This is a genomic window from Pseudomonas sp. RA_5y_Pfl1_P24 (assembly GCF_963970945.1).
GTDB classification, from domain to species: Bacteria; Pseudomonadota; Gammaproteobacteria; order Pseudomonadales; family Pseudomonadaceae; genus Aquipseudomonas; species Aquipseudomonas tritici.
Map to the genome: position 1 here is coordinate 156853 of NZ_CAXAOJ010000009.1, position 18718 is coordinate 175570.

The window sequence follows — 18718 nt, forward strand, 5'->3', positions numbered from 1 at the left end:
AAGACATTGCGAGCATAATTAATCATGCCCGCCAAGACCAAAGCGTGAGAAACGTCATGAACGAAGCCCAACGCTGGACAGTGAAATGCCAAGATCCTGCGGATGGAAGTGACGAAGTCATCATTGACTTACCGCCAGACCTGCTCGCCAGTCTAGGAGTGAGCATCGGCGACGTACTGACCGTTGAAGTGATCGCCGGCGCGATAGTTCTAACGCCGAAGTCGAGCGATTCAGCTACACCCTGAGTCGCGCCTACGCGCTTTACCTAATCTCCTAACAGGCAAATGCGAACGGAATCTGAGTGGGGCGGTCTTTAGCCGATTACCGCCGGTGACGTAAGGGCCGGAGCCCTTCCAGCGAGGTCGATCGAATTAGACAACAAATGAAAACCTTTCAACGACTAGCCCGTTAGCGTAGTGAAAACCCATCTACATCGACTCGATCGAAACCACTTCCACAAATCGGAATTTTTTCCTTGCCACCTTAGTCTGTAGTGGTCAACTAACCCCGGACACGACGTTAAGTTTTTCCTCGGCCCGAGTTGGCGCCAGCCCACCGTTGAACTGATGCGGTCGAATCCAGTTGTACCGATGCATCAAAAAATGGCTGATATCGCGCTGTGCTTCCTGTGCAGTTCGATAGCCCAAGGTCGGTATCCATTCTGTTTTCAAGCTGCGAAATACCCGCTCCATCGGCGCATTATCCCCGCAATTTCCTCGGCGGCTCATGCTCTGGCGCATGCGGTAGCGCCACAGCCGTTGGCGAAATTGGCGGCTCCCGTACTGCGATCCTTGATCCGAGTGAAACAGTAACCCTTGAGGCTTTCCACGTTGCTCGTAAGCCACGTCCAGCGCCTTGACCACTAGGTCTGCATCCGGTTTTGCGGATAAGGCCCAGCCCACCACTCGGCGGGCGTAAAGATCCATAACAACCGCAAGGTAGTGCCATTTTCTCTGTGCCCAGATGTAGGTGATGTCGCCGCACCAAACCTGGTTGGACGCTTCGACATCAAACTCCCGGTTCAAGACATTTGGTATATCAGGCCGCTCGACTGTCGCCTTTTTATAGGCGTGTGATCCAGGTTGCTTGCTGGCCAGTTTCAGTTCGCGCATCAGCCTGCGTACCTTGAACCGTCCAATTTGCTCACCTTCTTCTTGCATCATTAACATGATGCTTCGACTGCCCGTAGCACTTCGCCCCTGGGTGAACAACTCGTTCACTCGGCTACGCAGCCTGAGTCGCTCAACGTTTGGTGTTCGCCGCCTTAGACGATGCGCGAAGTACCCCGGGCGAGCGACCTTAAACGCCTCGCACAAGCAGTCAACAGGCTCGTGGACGCTTAGCTGATTGATCAGCGCGTACGCTCGAGATCTTCCGACATCAAGAGCGCGGTAGATTTTAATATTGACTTCTCGCGCTCAAGGCGAGCAATCCGAGCTTCCAACTCCTGGATTTTTTGCTGCTCTGGTGTCAGGGCCTTGCTCTGGGGCGTGACGCCGGTGCGCTCTTGCTGAAGCTGGTCGACCCAACGACGCAGCGCCGACTCACCCACGCTCAGTGAGCGACTGGCTTCGATGAAACTGTAGTTTTGCTTGAGCACGAGGTCGGCAGCCTCGCGTTTGAATTCTGGTGAAAAGGTACGACGTTGTTTGGTCATGAGACACCTCTATCTGGCAAGCATTCTCGCCTAAATGAGTGTCCGGAATCATTAGACCACTACAAATAGATTTCCTGATATGTTTTTTTCTTCAGACGTTCTTCATTCACTTTTGATAACGTAACTATTGTGAAAATTCTCCTAATCGAAGACGACCTGGATCTCGGCAATGGCGTTCGTATCGCACTTGCAGATCAAGGGTTAGATGTCATATGGGTTCGCCGAAAAGTAGATGCGTTGCATCAACTCGATGTCTGCGTGCCAGAACTTGTGCTACTCGACCTCGGACTGCCCGACGGTGATGGCATGAGCCTAGTAGCATGCTTACGTCAGCAGTTTAGGGGGATCCCCGTCATCATCCTGACTGCAAGAGGCACTCTGCAAGATCGCCTGTGTGGGCTCGATGCGGGTGCAGACGACTATCTGGTAAAACCATTTGTTCTCGCCGAATTGTTAGCCAGGGTGAGAGCACTGGCCCGACGCAGTTACGGTTTTCAAAATGACGTGATAGAAATTCGAGGATTATTTCTTCATATGCCGACTCGTCGCGTGACAGTGAGTGGACGTAATGTTGATTTAACGGCAAGTGAATACGCTCTGCTTGAAATTTTAATGATGCGCGCTGACCGCGTGCTTACACGACGTTTTCTGGAGGAAAGGCTATTCGGCGCGAAAGAAAATATGAGTAATCCTCTGGATGTGCATATGGGAAATTTGCGTCGCAAAATCGGCGAAGGCTATGTTCGAACGGTGCGGGGTGTGGGGTATGTCATTGATACCGTTACAATTCAGAAAGGGATTGGTTGATGCGAAATTTTTGGCTCAACTTGAGAACTCCAACGCTTGTAAGACGAATTATGCTCGCCCAGATGCTACTACTTACACTGCTTTGGTGTCTTTTTCTGACCTACATTTTGTGGGAGAACTTGCGTAGCCCCTCTATGCTCACGGGTAACAATACTTACGAAACCATTCTTACATTAGTTAATCGCATGGATGATCGCCCGCAGGATCTCACCGCTGTGCTGGAAAAGTTCAGCGCAGCATTGCAGGAAGGTTATGGCGGAGGTGAAGATCCCAAACTGTCAATCAGCCTGATTGTTCGTAAGAATAGAAAGATAATTTATTCATCTGATGGTGCTCCGACAGGAGTAACAAATACCAGGTATGGAGAAATTCAGAGCATTCAGAGTGAGGGCCGCAGCTGGAATAGCCGTACTCTCAAGTCAGGGAATTCCGACGCGGAGGTAACACTTGTTACCCCTGCCGGAGGCTGGAACTTCTTCATATATCTGAACTCTCGTGGATACTATATATTGCCGCTGCTGGTGTGCATTCCTTTTCTTTTTTTTCCCGCATGGCTATCAGTCCGTATTGCAATGCGCCCTTGGAACAAGGTGGTAAATGGAATTTCTTTGCGAACTTTAGAAGATCTTTCTCCCTTAAAAGAAGGACCAAAGCAGATAGAGCTTCGCCAAATGGTGGACGCGACGAATCTATTTCTTGCCAGAGTGCGAGAAAGTTCTGAGAGGGAACGGGTTTTCATTGCAGATGCCGCTCATGAGCTGCGTACTCCCCTGGCTGCAATGCGAATCAATGTTGAGGCTTTGCAGTCCTATGTAAGCAGCACTAATCAACGGGAACTGCTTGCAGGGATTATTCGCAGCAATAGCCGTGCTGCGCGTCTCGTCAATCAGTTATTGCTGCTGATGCATAGCGAAGTGCGCATCGACACTGTTATGGAGGCTGTGCCGCTGACGACGCTCATACAAGAGCAAATGGCTGCACTGGCCCCCCTAGCGGCTGAGCGTAGGATTGAACTTGAATTCTACTCTGATGGTGAAATCTGGATCAATGGCATCAGGGAACGCCTTATGTCGCTTATTGATAACTTAATTGAAAATGCCGTGAAGTACAGCCCTGAGGGCGGACGGGTTGAGGTAGATGTACGATCACTTGATAAATCTACTCAGCTACGTGTCTCAGATGCAGGGCCTGGCATTCCATTTGAATTAAGGGCGCGAGTCTTCGATAGGTTTTTTCGCGAGCCCAATCAAATGCAAAGCGGGAGCGGACTGGGGCTCGCAATAGTCAAAGCGGTTGCACTGCAGCACAACAGCAACGTATGGCTAAGTACATCTGCAGAAGGTGGACTCATGGCGACTGTTGATTTTCCAAAACACAATTCCGCCTGAAAAAAAGCATGATTTGATACCTACCCGGCGGAGGGCCTATACCAGAACAATGGAGTTGAAATTGAAATATTTAGCCTTGTCTATACTATTCCTTTCTATCTCAATCAGTGGGTGCGCCATAACCGTCAGCGAATTAAAAAGTAGTCATTCATCTTATGACGGCAGCTTCACTAGCAAGAAGACGCCCTCCGATACTTATCGAGACTTAAGACTAATGGCAAGACAATGCCTGGAATATGAGACATATATAGGAAAGCCGGTCATCGTATTAAGCGAGTTTAGCGATGAGCGCAGTGAAGGTGAGATCAATCAAAAGCTCCTTTCGGAAGGACTGTTGATTAACAACGCCCTAATTGAAATAGAAAGACATGATGCGAACAAAGCACAGGTCAGGTTATACACAACAAAGAATATCTTGAGTGTGGGTACCAGATCACCGAAGATAAGTGATATCAAGCGCTGGGCTGACGGCGATAGAAATTGCGCTAACGAACTCTAGCTCATGCCGTGAGTACTCCAAGCCTATTGGAAAAATCCCGCATAATCGTTCAATCTGCTTTTAGAGGTCAACGGCGACATATGCAATGAGCCTTTTGCCAGTCGCCTGCATAGAGCCTATGCAGCGAGGAGCCGACTTGTCGCCTAGGAGTAGTGGGTCTACGTGTAGGTAGCATTCTATGGTTGGGTATTTGAATGCTTCAGGGTATCGGACGGAGCCGTAAAGCTTGATCGCAGTATGCTGTGAATAATGGTGACCGATTGGCCAAGTGTCGGTAAGCGTGGCCATGCTGAAAGATCATGACATATCCCATCCCCGCATCCGGGCCTCACCCGTGAAATCATCGACTTCGCGGACGAAGAGTCGCTGACGTTTGAAGAAGCTCATGTCTTTTTTTCTGAAGAACGGCCAGAGTGCGTGCAATCGGTATCTCTCGATGCCGCCCAAGTTGATGACCTCGTAACCAAGCTTATTGAGCAAGCCTTGGAGATGCCCCAAGAGAAGCCATTCCTGCTCACTGCTGCCTACAAATTGGTTAAGAAGAAGCCAGCTTCCGAATGGGCAAATCTGCATCCAACGACTCGTAAATTGGTCGGTAAGCGGTTCCGCCAAGCAATTCACGAGCATGAGGGAGACGCTTGGGACGCGGATCCTATCATCGAATTCGTAGAAAAAACCGCTCAGAACTCGGCGCTCTATCGCGATCGCGTCACGCAGAAACAGTAACGACTCCCAGAGAGGACAGCTCGCTTCGGCGGGCTTTTTTTGGGCCGGCGAAAAACACTTCGCCGTGCGACTGGTGTAACCGGCCGGCGAGGCCCGACCGTAACGTGGGGGGCATGCATGAGTGGTGGCTCCTTGATGGGGTGCGCTCATGATGCGATTCGATGACTGGCCATACGCTCCGATTGTTGCTTCGCAATTGTCTGCTGCTAACTCTGCCCAGCAGGTCCGTTCACTCCGCATCCTGCAAAAAACGCGCAAGTGACTCAGCCAGCGAATCAAACACCAGCGCGATGCGCTTAACCCGCCGCAGGTCGTGGTGCATGGCTATCCAGATATCCACGCGGAAGTCGACTTGTTCGTGCAGCACCCTCACCAACCCATAGCGGCGTGCCAGCTGACTGGAGCAAACGCCAATCCCCAACCCCGCCCGCAGCGCTGCGAACTGGGCCAGGTGGTGGTCGGTGCGAATGGAGGGGCGTTCTTGCGTCGGGAAAAACCCTTTTTGTTCGAGAAATGCTGTTTCTATCAAATTGCGGTCCGGGCCGATGAGGGGGCATTTTTCCAACGCGTCTGCTGTGCGCGGATGACCGTACCGTGCCAGCAGCTCTTGCGTGGCGTACAGGCCAATACGCAGGTCGCCCACGTGCCTGGCAACCACTGCCGCCTCGGTAGGGCGGCGTATGCGCACGGCCACGTCGGCTTCCTGCAGGGCCAGGTCTTCCAGGCGGTTTGACACGCTGAGTTCCAGTGTCAGCTGAGGCTCTGCGTCGCGTATCTCTCGCAGCATGGAAGGCAGCACCTCGACGCCCAGCAATTCGCTACTGGTGACCCTTACCGTTCCGCTCAAGTCGTTGGCTTGCGCGGAGGCGGCCCGTGAAAATGCTTCTGCGGCCAGTGCCATGGATTCGGCATGTTTGATCAACTGCCTGGCGGTATCGGTGGGCAGCAAGCCTGCTGGCGAGCGCACAAACAGGCTCATTCCTACGCTGCGCTCTAGCACATCGATCCGTCGGCGCGCTGTGGCCTGTGCGATACCCAGCGCGCGAGCGGCAGCAGACAGGCTACCGGTACGAAGAACGGCGAGAAAAACCCGTTGAGTTTCCCATTGCAGGTGCGGCAGGTTCATACATTTCCTATCAGTTGCTAGGCAGGTTTGATCTATTTTAATTAGATTGAGCATCGTACATGCTTTAGCGCAACCCGCCTCCCTATCACGTGCGCAGTGGCGCTTAAGCGAGAACAACTGATGAAACTAGCCGGTGGATGCCGCTGCGGCGCTGTGGCCTATAGCTCAACGATTGACCTGAGTGTGGGTGTTTACGCCTGCCACTGCCTGCATTGCCAGGCCTGGAGTAGCAGCAGTTTTGCCTTGCATGCATTGGTGCCCGGCGATGCGTTGATCTTGCATGGTCCGACGGTTCGATACGGCTATGAAGAAGGCGGGCTTTGCGCCCAGCACTACCTATGCGAGGTCTGTCATACCCGTCTCTACAACACCACGTCAGCGGCGCCGGGGATGTGGGTAATCAGGGCCGGTACGCTTGAGACGCGCGCCACCCTAATGCCCATTGCGCATATTTGGGTCAAGCACAAACAGCCATGGCTTAGCCTGCCGGCAGGTGTTCCGACCTGGCCAGAATCGCCCACGCCCGAGGCGTTCGCGGCAGCATTAAATGGTGTCGAATGACTGACGAGGAGAGCGCTATGAGTGTTGGCGCTGCCCCTGGATTGATCCAGTTGCCGACGCAAGACTCGCCCATCTCTAAACCTGCAAAAATCCAGCACAGACAATGATTTACGAAAAATCAGGCTGGGGCAGTGAAATCTCGGCAACTGGGTCACCTCGGCCTCGGCGCCGACAGATCAAAAGCTTCGATGGGTTGGCGCATCTGAGACTCAGCCCACTGCGAAACGATTTTTTACGTCTGGATTCGTCAGATTGACGACCGTCACCACTAAATACGAAGTCAGGACAGTCACTAGTCAATTCCGGCTTTGACCCTTCCCCTGGCCGGAGAGTCGGCCCATGTACACCATGTACTCTTTTCCCAAATGACACCCCGGTCGACAGTTCAACCCATGTCTGGTTGATGACCATCGGTCTCGTTGCCTACTTCATCCCTCGTCGATGATTCTACGCCCGGCGGCTGACCAGCCGCCGGGGCTCTTGAATGTACGTTAAAGCCGCGTCGTTTCTGGCGGCGACAGTTTTAATTCTCTAGAACATGCGTACGAATCGGGTTTTTGGGCGGTTGCGACAGTTTTGCGTTTCCTCTACAAGACGCTGCAGGCCGCAAAAAACGGGACCCTCCCTCGACAGTTTTAATTCTCTAAATTCATTTGTGAGGTATTCCAATTGGTATTCCAATCAAAATATAAAACCAATATCAATGATAATAATCAATCACATAAAAGACCAATTCAGATTACCCCGGCTGCCACTCGGTAAACGGCAACGGCCGGATGAGTTTTTAAGTAAAACTGCCGCTGACTGATTACCTCCAACGCGTGTTCGTTGAATTCTGCAAGTTGCTGCTCTGTGAAGCAGTGATCGTCCAAACTACTTAGATATGCCGAAGACACTTCATTGGTGTACAGCATGGGCGACTGCGCATTCATGTTTTCATCCTTATTTAGTATGTGCCTGATGAGTACCGCGCTCTCAACCGCGAATGGCATCAAGTCAAAGAAAATGACGATGCAGGCCAAACTTTGGAGAGGCACTTGCTTGAGGTAAAGCCAGACGTTTCCGCAAATCACGTAGTACTTAAGAGTTTGATTAGGGATCACTCTGAAAAAATAAATAAACTCGGATCGTCCCCTATGCAGTGACGCTACGCTCAAGCAAAGACATTACTCAAAATCGCACCCTCCCTTGGTGATTTTCATAATCGGCAGCCCCACCGCCGTTGCTAGTATCGGGACACCGCCAAGAACAATAAGGAAAACGCCATGCCGTACTTCCCCGGTGTCGAGAAGGTTCGCTTCGAAGGCCCCAGCAGCGAATCGCCCCTCGCCTTTCGCCATTACGACGCCAACAAAATCATCCTCGGCAAACCCATGCGTGAACACCTGCGCATGGCCGCCTGTTATTGGCACACCTTCGTGTGGCCAGGCGCGGACATGTTTGGCGTCGGCACCTTCAAACGGCCATGGCAACGCAGCGGCGACCCGATGGAACTGGCCATCGGCAAGGCGCAAGCAGCGTTTGAGTTTTTCTCCAAGCTGGGCATCGACTACTACAGCTTTCACGACACGGACGTCGCCCCCGAAGGCAGTTCGCTCAAGGAGTACCGCCACCACTTTGCACAGATGGTCGATCACCTGGAGCGTCATCAGGAACAGACAGGGATCAAGCTGCTGTGGGGCACCGCCAATTGCTTCAGCAACCCACGCTTTGCCGCCGGCGCCGCCAGTAACCCGGACCCGGAGGTGTTTGCCTACGCCGCCGCCCAGGTGTTCAGCGCGATGAACGCAACCTTGCGGCTCAAGGGTTCCAACTATGTGCTGTGGGGCGGCCGTGAAGGTTACGAAACCCTGCTCAACACCGACCTGAAACGCGAGCGCGAACAGCTCGGGCGCTTTATGCGCATGGTCGTGGAACACAAGCACAAGATCGGCTTCAAGGGCGACCTGCTGATCGAGCCCAAGCCCCAGGAGCCGACCAAGCACCAATACGATTACGACAGCGCCACCGTGTTCGGCTTCCTGCATGAATACGGGCTGGAGCATGAGATCAAGGTGAATATCGAGGCCAACCACGCGACCCTGGCCGGGCACAGTTTTCACCATGAAATTGCCACCGCCGTGTCCCTGGGCATCTTCGGCAGCATCGACGCCAACCGCGGCGACCCGCAGAACGGCTGGGACACCGACCAGTTCCCCAACAGCGTCGAGGAAATGACCCTCGCCACCTATGAAATCCTCAAGGCCGGCGGGTTCAAGAATGGCGGCTATAACTTCGACTCCAAGGTGCGCCGCCAAAGCCTGGACGATGTGGACCTGTTCCATGGGCATGTAGCCGCCATGGATGTATTGGCCCTGGCCCTGGAGCGCGCGGCGACTATGGTCGAGAACGATCGGTTGCAGCAGTTCAAGGACCAGCGCTATGCCGGTTGGCAGCAACCGTTGGGCCAGGCCGTGCTGGCGGGAGAATTCAGCCTGGAGTCGCTGGCTGAACATGCGTTTGCCCATGAACTGAACCCTCAGGCCGTGAGTGGCCGTCAGGAGATGCTTGAAGGTGTCGTGAATCGCTTTATCTACCGGTGACATTTGCGCGACAAATCTCTGCACAGAGCGTCGAGGGACGCTCTACAGTTTTACCCGCATCACGCTGTGTCTTTCCAACAACAATAAAAGGACGCACCACCATGAAGTCATTCAAACGTACCCTGCTCGCCACTGCCCTGGCCCTGCTCGCCCTGCCGGTCATGGCCGACCCGGCCCACCCGAAAATAGGCTTCTCGATCGATGACCTGCGTCTGGAACGCTGGTCCCGTGACCGTGACTACTTCGTCGCGGCGGCAGAAAAACTCGATGCCAAGGTCTTCGTCCAGTCCGCCGATGCCAACGAGCAGAAGCAGATTTCCCAGATCGAAAACCTGATCTCCCGGGGTGTCGACGTGATCGTCATCGTGCCCTTCAACGCTACCGTCCTCACCAACGCCGTCGCCGAAGCCAAGAAGGCCGGGATCAAAGTGGTGTCGTATGACCGCCTGATCCTTAACGCTGACATCGACGCCTACATCTCCTTCGATAACGAAAAGGTCGGCGAAATGCAGGCCAACGGCGTGTTGCAAGCGGCGCCCAAGGGCAACTACTTCCTGCTCGGCGGCGCGCCCACCGACAACAACGCCAAAGTGCTGCGTGAAGGCCAGATGAAGGTGCTGCAACCGGCCATCGACAAGGGCGACATCAAGATTGTCGGGCAGCAGTGGGTGAAAGAATGGAACCCCACTGAAGCCCTGAGCATCGTCGAAAACGCCCTGACCCGGAACAACAACAAGATCGACGCCATCGTGGCTTCCAACGATGCCACCGCCGGCGGTGCGATCCAGGCCCTGGCCGCGCAGAAACTGGCAGGCAAGGTACCGATCTCCGGGCAAGACGCCGACCTGGCCGCGATCAAGCGTGTGATCGACGGCACCCAAACCATGACCGTGTACAAGCCGCTCAAGCTGATCGCCACCGAAGCCGCCAAGCTCTCCGTGCAGCTGGCGCGTAACGAGAAGCCGACCTACAGCTCGCAGTACGACAACGGCAGCAAGAAGGTCGACACCATCCTGCTCACGCCTACCCCGCTGACCAAAGCCAATATCGATCTGTTGGAGAAAGACGGGTTCTATACCAAAGAGCAGATTGCCGGGCAGTGACCGCCATGTCCGACTATCTGCTGCAAATGAACGGCATCGTCAAAACCTTTGGCGGTGTCAACGCCCTCAACGGCATCGACATCAAGGTACGGCCGGGGGAATGCGTCGGCCTGTGCGGCGAGAACGGCGCCGGTAAATCAACCCTGATGAAGGTGCTGTCGGCGGTTTATCCGTACGGCACCTGGGACGGTGACATTCTCTGGGACGGGCAGCCGCTCGAGGCTCATTCGATCAGCGAGACCGAGGCGGCGGGGATCGTGATCATTCACCAGGAACTGACCCTGGTGCCTGACTTGTCGGTGGCCGAAAACATCTTCATGGGCCACGAACTGACCTTGCCGGGGGGGCGCATGAATTACCCGGCGATGATCCACCGCGCCGAAGCCTTGATGCGCGAGCTCAAGGTACCGGACATGAACGTCGCGCTGCCGGTGTCGCAGTACGGCGGCGGCTACCAGCAATTGGTGGAAATCGCCAAGGCCCTGAATAAACAGGCGCGCCTGTTGATTCTCGATGAGCCTTCCTCGGCCCTGACGCGCTCTGAAATCGAAGTACTGCTGGACATCATCCGCGGCCTCAAGGCCAAGGGCGTGGCCTGCGTGTACATCTCCCACAAGCTCGATGAAGTGGCGGCGGTGTGCGACACCATTGCGGTGATCCGCGATGGCAAGCACATCGCGACCACGGCCATGGCCGACATGGACATCGCGCAGATCATCACCCAGATGGTCGGCCGCGAGATGAGCCACCTCTATCCCACCGAGCCGCATGACGTGGGCGAGGTGATTTTCGAGGCCCGCAACGTCACCTGCTATGACGTCGACAACCCCAAACGCAAGCGTGTGGACGACATTTCCTTTGTGCTCAAACGCGGGGAAATCCTCGGCATTGCCGGGTTGGTGGGGGCCGGGCGTACGGAACTGGTGTCGGCGCTGTTCGGCGCCTACCCAGGGCGCTACAGCGCCGAAGTCTGGCTGGACGGCCAGGTCATCGACACGCGCACGCCGCTCAAATCCATCCGCGCCGGGCTGTGCATGGTGCCCGAGGACCGCAAGCGCCAAGGCATCATTCCCGACCTGGGCGTGGGCCAGAACATCACCCTGGCGGTGCTCGATACCTATGCGCACATGACGCGTATCGATGCCGAAGCCGAACTGGGCAGCATCGACCAGCAGATCGCACGCATGCACCTGAAGACCTCCAGCCCGTTTTTGCCGATCACCAGTTTGTCCGGGGGCAATCAGCAAAAGGCTGTGCTGGCGAAAATGCTGATGGCCAAGCCCAAAGTGTTGATCCTCGACGAACCCACGCGCGGCGTGGACGTGGGCGCCAAATATGAGATCTACACGTTGATGAACGCCCTGGCGGCCGAAGGGGTGTCAATCATCATGGTGTCCTCGGAGCTGGCCGAAGTACTTGGGGTCTCCGACCGCGTGCTGGTGATCGGCGAAGGCCAACTGCGCGGTGATTTCGTCAACAACGGCCTCACCCAGGAGCAGGTGCTCGCGGCTGCGCTCAGCCATAACAATAATGATCGGAAGACCGCGTAGATGAATCAGCTCAAACAGCTGTTTACCCGTTACAAAATGCTCGCCCTGGTGATTGCCGTGGCGGTGATCTGGCTGTTTTTCAGCTGGCAGACCGAGGGCGGGTTTCTCACACCACGCAACCTGTCCAACCTGCTGCGGCAGATGTCGATCACCGGGATCCTGGCGTGCGGCATGGTGCTGGTGATCATCAGCGGCGAGATCGATTTGTCGGTGGGGTCATTACTGGGGTTGCTGGGCGGGTTGGCGGCGATCCTGGATGTGGTTTATCACATTCCGCTGCTGGCCAACCTGAGCTTGGTAGCGTTGTGCGGGTTGGTGATCGGGTTGGCAAATGGGTACATGACAGCCTATCTGCGCATCCCGTCGTTTATCGTCGGTTTGGGCGGGATGCTGGCATTTCGCGGGATCCTGCTGGGGATCACGGGCGGTACCACCATTGCACCGGTTTCACCGTCGCTGGTGTATGTGGGCCAGGGGTATTTACCACACTCTGTCGGTATTGGCCTCGGGGTTTTGCTGTTTGCCCTGACACTGTTCCTGGCATGGAAACAGCGTCGCAATCGCGCGCTGCATGGTCTTGCGGCACATTCCCTCGTGCGTGATCTGGTGCGCGTGGTACTTATCGGCGCCGTGCTGGCCGGGTTCGTCACCACGCTCAACAGCTACGACGGCATTCCCGTCCCCGTCTTGCTTCTGCTGGTGCTGTTGGGTGTATTCAGCTACGTCACCCGCCAGACCGTGTTCGGCCGCCGCATCTACGCGGTGGGCAGCAACATGGAAGCCACACGCCTGTCGGGCATCAACGTACAAGCGGTGAAGCTATGGATCTTCGGCATCATGGGCGTGATGTGCGCCCTCGCCGGCCTGGTCAATACTGCCCGGCTCGCGGCCGGTTCGCCGTCGGCGGGGAATATGGGCGAGCTGGATGCCATCGCTGCGTGCTTTATCGGCGGCACGTCAATGCGTGGCGGCTCGGGCACGGTGTACGGCGCGTTGCTGGGCGCGCTGGTGATTACCAGCCTGGACAATGGGATGTCGATGCTGGATGTGGACAGTTACTGGCAGATGATCGTGAAGGGCAGCATTCTGGTGCTGGCGGTGTGGGTGGATGTGAGTACGCGCACGGGCCGGCGGTAAAGATCCGGAAGAACACCGACGCTCAAATGTGGGGGCTGGCTTGCCTGCGGTAGCGGTCTATCAGTACCCGATGTGCTGACTGATACTGCGCTATTGCGGTCACGCCCTCTCCCACATTTGATAGGTGGCGTGAGTGGCTTTGGGTCATGATTCGTAAAGCGCCAGTAAGACGTGTCGCGTTTAATTGCAGGCATCAATGGCGAGCCTGTGATCCCCCCCTCGAGTGTCTGAAGCCATCAACAGCGCCTGCAAGAAAAACAGCCGTAAAAAAGCCACTCCGAAGAGTGGCTTTTTAGTCAGTTACTGGCTCAACACAACATCGCGCATCGCCGGGATGTAACCGTAGTCATAAGCCTCCTGCACAAACGAGCGATCGCCCTTCAATACAATCCTCACAGTGGGTGCTTCGGTGCCGCCGATGCGGTAGTCATCGCCGCTGGTGGGCACGCTGTCGATAAAGGAGGTCACCAGGCCATTGGGCATCACGCAGTGGGAATACGTCTGGAACGGCTGCGAAGGCGGATTGCCCAGCACCAGCCCCGAGGCGTTCATCGGCGTGTAGGGGCCGAACAGATGATCGCCGACAAAACCGTAGACGCCATCCGGACCCGTCACGCCATCCGCGTAGGTGAATTTGTGGCTGATGGTGAACAAGTAGTACTTGTTGTCCTGGAACACGTAATGGGGGCGTTCGGTCTGGTCATTCACCCCGACGGCGGTGACCAGCGGCGGCAGGATTTCCCATTCATCACCGTTTAGGTCCTTGGCGACCGCGATGCCGATACAGCCGACCTGGTAACGGGCACCGCCCACATCTTCGTGGCCCGGCGGTACCAGGCCCAGTTCATTCGGGCCCACTTCGTGAGTCCCGCGCTCGCCGGCAACGTTGCCCTCAAACACCATGTATAACTTGCCGTCATTTGGATCGATAAACGGGCTTGGATCGCGAAAGTTCCAGGTCGCATTCTGCGCTTCGGTTTGATAATAGGTGCCGTCTGCATCAAACAACGACTTGACCTGGGTGAAGCCTTGCAGCTCGACACCGGTGTCGGAAGTGACCACCTGGCCCCTGACTTTGGCAATGGTGGCACCCGGCGTTACACAGGTGTAATACAAGTCAATGTCACCGTTATTGTTGAGCAGGATAGGTGTACCCGCCCATTCACGCGTGGTCGGCGAAACCCCTTCGGCCATGACCCGGCCGCCGAAGATCCAGTCCTTGCCGGTGCGCGAGTACCAATAGCAGATACGCGCATGGCCATGGCGGTCTTCCCAATCGCGCTTGATGTCGTAACGGCCATCGGCATTGATGAATTGTGGATCATGGGGGCGACGGTCGGCGGTCAGGGTGAAGATCACCGACCAGCCATTGACCGATACAACCGTGCCATCCAGCTCACGCAATGGCATGGTGTCCCAAATGAATACAGTGTCACTCATGACAGGAAAGTCAGGACTCACTAGCGGCTGTGTGGTCGTCGGGTCATTTTCATTAACTTTTAGCGCATCGGCCCGTGTCCAGCGAGTAGGTGCGTGATTCGCATGTTTCATGATGATGTCCTTTTACTGATGCTTACGTGACAAGCGAAGATTGAATAACACATAACAGCCAGCAACGTTGCTGTGACTGAAAAGAATGAGCCGTAGTTGGCCCTGAAGTGCGGAACCAGGTTTAACATGACCACCCGCCTATCGCAGCGTGAAGAATTATTTAGATTAAAAAGGCCATCACTGTATTTATATCCTTGATATAAATACAGTGGCACTTGCAATCGATGCCAACCAACTAGAAAGCTAGCTAATCAACTACCGAATACCAGCGCACCGGACTGGGCTCCGGCATTCTTCTGCGTAAAGTCTTTGGCTTGGGCTGCGGTTTTCAAGGTGTAGGCGTAGTTGGAAGTGGCCGTCCATTGCGCCTTTGGTGACTTCTGGTTGGTGATCGGTGGAACACTGTTGGTATCAGTGAACGTCCCAGTCCCCTTGTCATCCAACATGCCGTTGTTTTGACTGCCCTCACCAAAGTAGTTACTTTCAGAAAGGATGTTGGCGTTCTGCGCCAGGGTAAAACCGAGGTGGAAGTTATTGATGTAGTTGTTATAAACATGAAAGTATCCGTAACGCATCAAGCCCGGCGCACGCACTTCCATATTCTCGAAGCGGTTATGGCACACCGTCAGGCGTGGGTACCCGTTGAACGCCGCATTATTGTCATCCGCCGGATGACCGAAGATCAGCCCGTACTTGTGACTGCCAAAGAAGCAGTTGCTGAGGGTGGCATAATCGGCCTTCTCACCGATATACAGCAGCTTATCTTCACTGCCGTCAGTGGTGGACCAGCTGTGCCCAACAAAAGAGCAATGGTCAATCCAGTACTTGCTGCCGTCGTTCAGGTAAACCTGAATATCGTCATTGGCCTTGATAGTCGCCGAGTGCTTGAAAATAATATTCTGCAGAATAATGTTCTGCGACTGCGCCGTTGCCCGCAGGTGAATATTTTCCAAGGTTCGATTCTGGAATGAGCCGATCAGGGTCTTGTTAGCGCCCATCGTCACTTTGGTGAGACGCGAGGCCGAGAGATTACTGTTGATCACCAATACCCGCGGGGTGGTGTCGCCAATATTGGCCTTGAGTTGATCGAGCGTAGTGATGCTGACCACGGGACCCGACCAGCCACCTGTCACTTTTGCCGCTTGGGCGAAACCGGTCAAACCGGTGAGTTTGCTTTCTGGATACGACATGAGTTCCCTCTCTAAAATAAAAACAGCTCGCTATGACGAGCGGGTGCATCAAGTTAATCCGTTAACTTGCACACAGTGTTTGGCAGGACTGAGATTGCCGTGTGAGGTTCGATCAGCGCTTAAACACTGTGTTTATATACAGTATTCGGCATTCACCAAAACGTCAACCCTTGTGCGGGCAAAAAAAAATGGGAGGGGCAAGCCCCTCCCACATTGGGTCCTACAGCATCTGTTCAACCTTACTTCGACACCGGCATCGCAAACTCCGCGCCCTGCTCGATGCTCTCCGACCAGCGCTGCATGATCGACTTCTGCTTGGTGTAAAACCGCACACCCTCCGTGCCATACGCATGCATGTCGCCGAACAAACTCTTCTTCCAGCCGCCGAACCCGTGCCATGCCATCGGCACCGGGATCGGTACGTTGATGCCGACCATGCCCACTTCAATCCGCCGTGCAAACTCGCGGGCGATATTGCCGTCGCGGGTGAAGCAACTCACGCCATTGCCGAATTCGTGGTCGTTGACCAGTTTGATCGCTTCGGCGAAGTCACTTACGCGCACGCACGCCAGCACCGGGCCGAAGATTTCTTCACGGTAGATGCTCATCTCTTGGGTCACGTGATCGAACAAGGTCGCGCCGAGCCAGAAGCCGTTTTCCAGGCCCGCTTCGGTGGGCACGTAGTCGCGCCCGTCGAGCAGCAGTTGCGCACCGGCCTGTACGCCTTGTTCGATGTAGCCGCTGATACGCTCCAGCGCCGCGCGGGACACGATCGGGCCCATTTCGGCCTTGAGGTCGCGGCCGTCGGTGATGCGCAGTTGCTTGGCACGCTCGGTCAAGGCGGCGATGACTTTGTCACCCACATCACCCACCAGCACGGCGACGGAGATGGCCATGCAGCGTTCGCCGGCACTGCCGTAGGCGGCGCCCATCAGGGCGTCGACGGTTTTTTCAATATCCGCGTCGGGCATTACTACCATGTGGTTTTTGGCGCCGCCCAGGCCTTGCACACGCTTTCCGTTACGCGCGCCGGTTTCGTAGATGTACTGGGCAATCGGCGTGGAGCCAACAAAGCTCACGGCCTTGACGTCCGGGTGTTCGATCAGCGCGTCCACCGATTCCTTGTCGCCCTGCACGACGTTGAACACGCCCTTGGGCAAGCCGGCTTCACGCAGCAGTTCGGCCATGAACAACGATGCGCTTGGGTCGGTCGGGCTTGGCTTGAGGATGAAGGTATTGCCCGCCGCAATGGCGATCGGGTACATCCACATCGGCACCATCACCGGGAAGTTGAACGGTGTAACACCGGCTACAACGCCCAGCGGCTGGCGCAGTGTCCAGTTGTCCATGCCACGGGAAACCTGGTCGGAGTGTTCGCCCTTGAGCAAGTTCGGAATGCCGCAGGCAAATTCGAGGATATCGAGACCACGGTCGACTTCACCCTGGGCGTCGGTAAAGACCTTGCCGTGCTCGGCGACAATGATCCGCGCCAGGTCATCCTTGCGTGCACGCAGCAGGTGCAGGTATTCGAACAGCACGCGGGCGCGGCGGATTGGCGGGGTGTCGGCCCAGTCGGCGAAGGCAGCCTGGGCGGCGGCGACGGCTTCGGACACGGTCTGGTGACTGGCCAGGGCGACGCGGCCGGTCTTTTCGCCGGTGGCCGGGTTGTAGACGTCCTGATAGCGATCATCGCGGGACACGCGCTGATCGTTGATGTAGTGCTCGATTGTTTTAGTCATGGCAGTAGATCCCAGGTGGGTAGCGTTGGGACACACGATAGGCTTTCGGTTTGTTCCAAACCAGAGCAGAATCCAGAACTTATTGTCCATACAAGCGAACAATACCCGCATGGAAAAGTCTGAGATCGAAGGGCTGTGGACCCACATTCACTGGCTGTCGGTGCTGGAAGAACAAGGCACCTACACCGCCGCAGCCGCGCGCCTGGGGGTGAGTAAGTCCGCCGTCAGCCAGCGCATTTCGGACCTGGAAAAAGCTACCGGTACGCGGTTGGTCACGCGAACGACGCGCAGCGTACGGCTCACCGATGCCGGGCTGTCGCTGACCCGGGAGGTCCGCAGTGCCTATGAGCAGATCGCGCGCAGCTTCTCGTCGGTGCGCGACTCTGCCGGCGAGATTCGTGGTTTGGTGCGCTTGACCGCGCCGGTGGCCTTCGCCAGGCAGCAGTTGGTGCCACACCTGGCGGAATTCCTGCAGCAGTTTGCGCAAGTACGTATCCAGTTGGATGTGTCGGATGCGTTGAGCTCGCTGGCAGCCGAGGGCTACGACCTCGCCGTGCGCCACGGCTTCCAGGTGCCGGAAACCCACGTGGCGTGGAAGCTGTGCGACACCGGCTCGGTGTTGGTCGCCACCCGCGATTACCTGCAACGCCACGGCGAACCCCGTGAGCCTGGCGACCTGTCAGCCCACAACTGCCTGTTCTACCCGCGCGGCACCGACCAGCCGGCGTGGACCTTTGAGCGCGGCAGCAAAAACGTCGAGTGCCTTACCGTGCCCATCGCCGGCAGCTTTGCCACCAACAACAGCGAAGCCCTGCGCGATGCGGCCCTCAACCACCTGGGCATCGCCCTGCTCCCGGACTTCAGCGCCCATGCCGCATTGGCCAGCGGCAAGCTGGTACAGGTGCTCAAGGGCTGGACGCTCAAGGGCGCGTTTGCCGATGAGATCTACCTGATCCGGCCGTATTCACCGCATGTGCCCAAGTCGGTGACGGCATTGGTGGGCTTCCTTAAGGAAAAACTGTCAGGTGGGTTCAGGTTTGATTGACGGCCATCGCTTGCGCGTAGGCACCGTCATGTTGGAAGGCTGAGCATGACTTTTTTG

At 55.9% G+C, this 18718-nt stretch carries 16 protein-coding genes and 1 pseudogene; 11 read left to right on the forward strand and 6 right to left on the reverse strand.

Annotation, left to right across the window (positions count from 1 at the left end):
• The first annotated feature begins 56 nt into the window (after window positions 1-56).
• Window positions 57-245, forward strand: coding sequence for an AbrB/MazE/SpoVT family DNA-binding domain-containing protein (locus AACY30_RS17210; protein ID WP_339540802.1), 189 nt, complete (start codon window positions 57-59; stop codon window positions 243-245).
• 252 nt (window positions 246-497) lie between these two features.
• Here the strand turns inward: AACY30_RS17210 and AACY30_RS17215 are convergent.
• Window positions 498-1657, reverse strand: a pseudogene (locus AACY30_RS17215) (IS3 family transposase).
• 129 nt (window positions 1658-1786) lie between these two features.
• Here AACY30_RS17215 and AACY30_RS17220 point away from each other — a divergent pair.
• From AACY30_RS17220 to AACY30_RS17235, 4 genes are all read left to right on the forward strand, one after another.
• The gene (locus AACY30_RS17220) at window positions 1787-2464 is read left to right on the forward strand and encodes a response regulator (protein ID WP_339471459.1); all 678 of its coding nucleotides are present in this window, start codon (window positions 1787-1789) and stop codon (window positions 2462-2464) included.
• A 50-nt stretch (window positions 2465-2514) separates the two neighbouring features.
• Entirely contained in the window at window positions 2515-3852 is a 1338-nt protein-coding gene (locus AACY30_RS17225) for a sensor histidine kinase (protein ID WP_339540803.1), read from the forward strand.
• A gap of 61 nt (window positions 3853-3913) precedes the next feature.
• The gene (locus tag AACY30_RS17230; RefSeq protein ID WP_339471457.1) at window positions 3914-4351 is read left to right on the forward strand and encodes a hypothetical protein; all 438 of its coding nucleotides are present in this window, start codon (window positions 3914-3916) and stop codon (window positions 4349-4351) included.
• Between the two features lie 417 nt (window positions 4352-4768).
• Window positions 4769-5077, forward strand: a complete 309-nt coding sequence (locus tag AACY30_RS17235; protein ID WP_339540804.1) for a hypothetical protein — start codon at window positions 4769-4771, stop codon at window positions 5075-5077.
• A gap of 229 nt (window positions 5078-5306) precedes the next feature.
• Here AACY30_RS17235 and AACY30_RS17240 read toward each other — a convergent pair whose 3' ends face one another.
• Window positions 5307-6203 (reverse strand): LysR family transcriptional regulator, encoded by an 897-nt coding sequence (locus AACY30_RS17240; RefSeq protein WP_339540805.1) that lies wholly within the window; start codon window positions 6201-6203, stop codon window positions 5307-5309.
• A gap of 120 nt (window positions 6204-6323) precedes the next feature.
• Here AACY30_RS17240 and AACY30_RS17245 point away from each other — a divergent pair, with 120 nt between their 5' ends.
• Window positions 6324-6764: a GFA family protein gene (locus AACY30_RS17245; RefSeq protein WP_339471454.1), complete on the forward strand. Its 441-nt coding sequence runs from the start codon at window positions 6324-6326 to the stop codon at window positions 6762-6764.
• A gap of 734 nt (window positions 6765-7498) precedes the next feature.
• Here AACY30_RS17245 and AACY30_RS17250 read toward each other — a convergent pair.
• Window positions 7499-7696, reverse strand: a complete 198-nt coding sequence (locus AACY30_RS17250; RefSeq protein WP_339540806.1) for a hypothetical protein — start codon at window positions 7694-7696, stop codon at window positions 7499-7501.
• Between the two features lie 333 nt (window positions 7697-8029).
• On the opposite strand from AACY30_RS17250, the gene xylA reads away from it, so the two are divergent.
• The 4 genes from xylA (at window position 8030) to AACY30_RS17270 (ending at window position 13136) form a co-directional block, all read left to right on the forward strand.
• Window positions 8030-9346 carry a xylose isomerase gene (gene xylA / locus AACY30_RS17255; protein WP_339419371.1) on the forward strand — a complete coding sequence of 439 codons (1317 nt, stop codon included), beginning with the start codon at window positions 8030-8032 and terminating at the stop codon, window positions 9344-9346.
• 101 nt (window positions 9347-9447) lie between these two features.
• Window positions 9448-10449 carry a D-xylose ABC transporter substrate-binding protein gene (xylF, locus tag AACY30_RS17260; protein ID WP_339468782.1) on the forward strand — a complete coding sequence of 334 codons (1002 nt, stop codon included), beginning with the start codon at window positions 9448-9450 and terminating at the stop codon, window positions 10447-10449.
• Between the two features lie 5 nt (window positions 10450-10454).
• On the forward strand, window positions 10455-11999 hold the full coding sequence (gene xylG / locus AACY30_RS17265; protein WP_339468784.1) for a D-xylose ABC transporter ATP-binding protein: 1545 nt from the start codon (window positions 10455-10457) through the stop codon (window positions 11997-11999).
• A complete protein-coding gene (locus AACY30_RS17270) occupies window positions 12000-13136 on the forward strand; it encodes a sugar ABC transporter permease (RefSeq protein ID WP_339540807.1) in 1137 nt (378 codons plus the stop codon).
• Window positions 13137-13436: 300 nt separating this feature from the next.
• Here AACY30_RS17270 and AACY30_RS17275 read toward each other — a convergent pair whose 3' ends face one another.
• The 3 genes from AACY30_RS17275 to AACY30_RS17285 form a co-directional block, all read right to left on the reverse strand.
• Window positions 13437-14687: a glycoside hydrolase family 68 protein gene (locus AACY30_RS17275; protein WP_339439207.1), complete on the reverse strand. Its 1251-nt coding sequence runs from the start codon at window positions 14685-14687 to the stop codon at window positions 13437-13439.
• A 251-nt stretch (window positions 14688-14938) separates the two neighbouring features.
• Window positions 14939-15877 carry a pectate lyase family protein gene (locus tag AACY30_RS17280; protein ID WP_339468788.1) on the reverse strand — a complete coding sequence of 313 codons (939 nt, stop codon included), beginning with the start codon at window positions 15875-15877 and terminating at the stop codon, window positions 14939-14941.
• Between the two features lie 239 nt (window positions 15878-16116).
• The gene (locus AACY30_RS17285; protein ID WP_339468789.1) at window positions 16117-17616 is read right to left on the reverse strand and encodes a CoA-acylating methylmalonate-semialdehyde dehydrogenase; all 1500 of its coding nucleotides are present in this window, start codon (window positions 17614-17616) and stop codon (window positions 16117-16119) included.
• A 109-nt stretch (window positions 17617-17725) separates the two neighbouring features.
• Here AACY30_RS17285 and AACY30_RS17290 point away from each other — a divergent pair, with 109 nt between their 5' ends.
• Entirely contained in the window at window positions 17726-18661 is a 936-nt protein-coding gene (locus AACY30_RS17290; RefSeq protein WP_339540808.1) for a LysR family transcriptional regulator, read from the forward strand.
• The last annotated feature ends 57 nt before the right edge of the window (window positions 18662-18718 follow it).

Coding starts and splice junctions, on each gene's coding strand:
- AACY30_RS17210 (WP_339540802.1), top strand. CDS start 57: ATGAACGAAGCCCAACGCTGGACAGTGAAATGCCAAGATCCTGCGGAT.
- AACY30_RS17225 (WP_339540803.1), top strand. CDS start 2,515: ATGCTCGCCCAGATGCTACTACTTACACTGCTTTGGTGTCTTTTTCTG.
- AACY30_RS17240 (WP_339540805.1), bottom strand. CDS start 6,203: ATGAACCTGCCGCACCTGCAATGGGAAACTCAACGGGTTTTTCTCGCC.
- AACY30_RS17245 (WP_339471454.1), top strand. CDS start 6,324: ATGAAACTAGCCGGTGGATGCCGCTGCGGCGCTGTGGCCTATAGCTCA.
- AACY30_RS17250 (WP_339540806.1), bottom strand. CDS start 7,696: ATGAATGCGCAGTCGCCCATGCTGTACACCAATGAAGTGTCTTCGGCA.
- xylA (WP_339419371.1), top strand. CDS start 8,030: ATGCCGTACTTCCCCGGTGTCGAGAAGGTTCGCTTCGAAGGCCCCAGC.
- xylF (WP_339468782.1), top strand. CDS start 9,448: ATGAAGTCATTCAAACGTACCCTGCTCGCCACTGCCCTGGCCCTGCTC.
- xylG (WP_339468784.1), top strand. CDS start 10,455: ATGTCCGACTATCTGCTGCAAATGAACGGCATCGTCAAAACCTTTGGC.
- AACY30_RS17270 (WP_339540807.1), top strand. CDS start 12,000: ATGAATCAGCTCAAACAGCTGTTTACCCGTTACAAAATGCTCGCCCTG.
- AACY30_RS17275 (WP_339439207.1), bottom strand. CDS start 14,687: ATGAAACATGCGAATCACGCACCTACTCGCTGGACACGGGCCGATGCG.
- AACY30_RS17280 (WP_339468788.1), bottom strand. CDS start 15,877: ATGTCGTATCCAGAAAGCAAACTCACCGGTTTGACCGGTTTCGCCCAA.
- AACY30_RS17285 (WP_339468789.1), bottom strand. CDS start 17,616: ATGACTAAAACAATCGAGCACTACATCAACGATCAGCGCGTGTCCCGC.
- AACY30_RS17290 (WP_339540808.1), top strand. CDS start 17,726: ATGGAAAAGTCTGAGATCGAAGGGCTGTGGACCCACATTCACTGGCTG.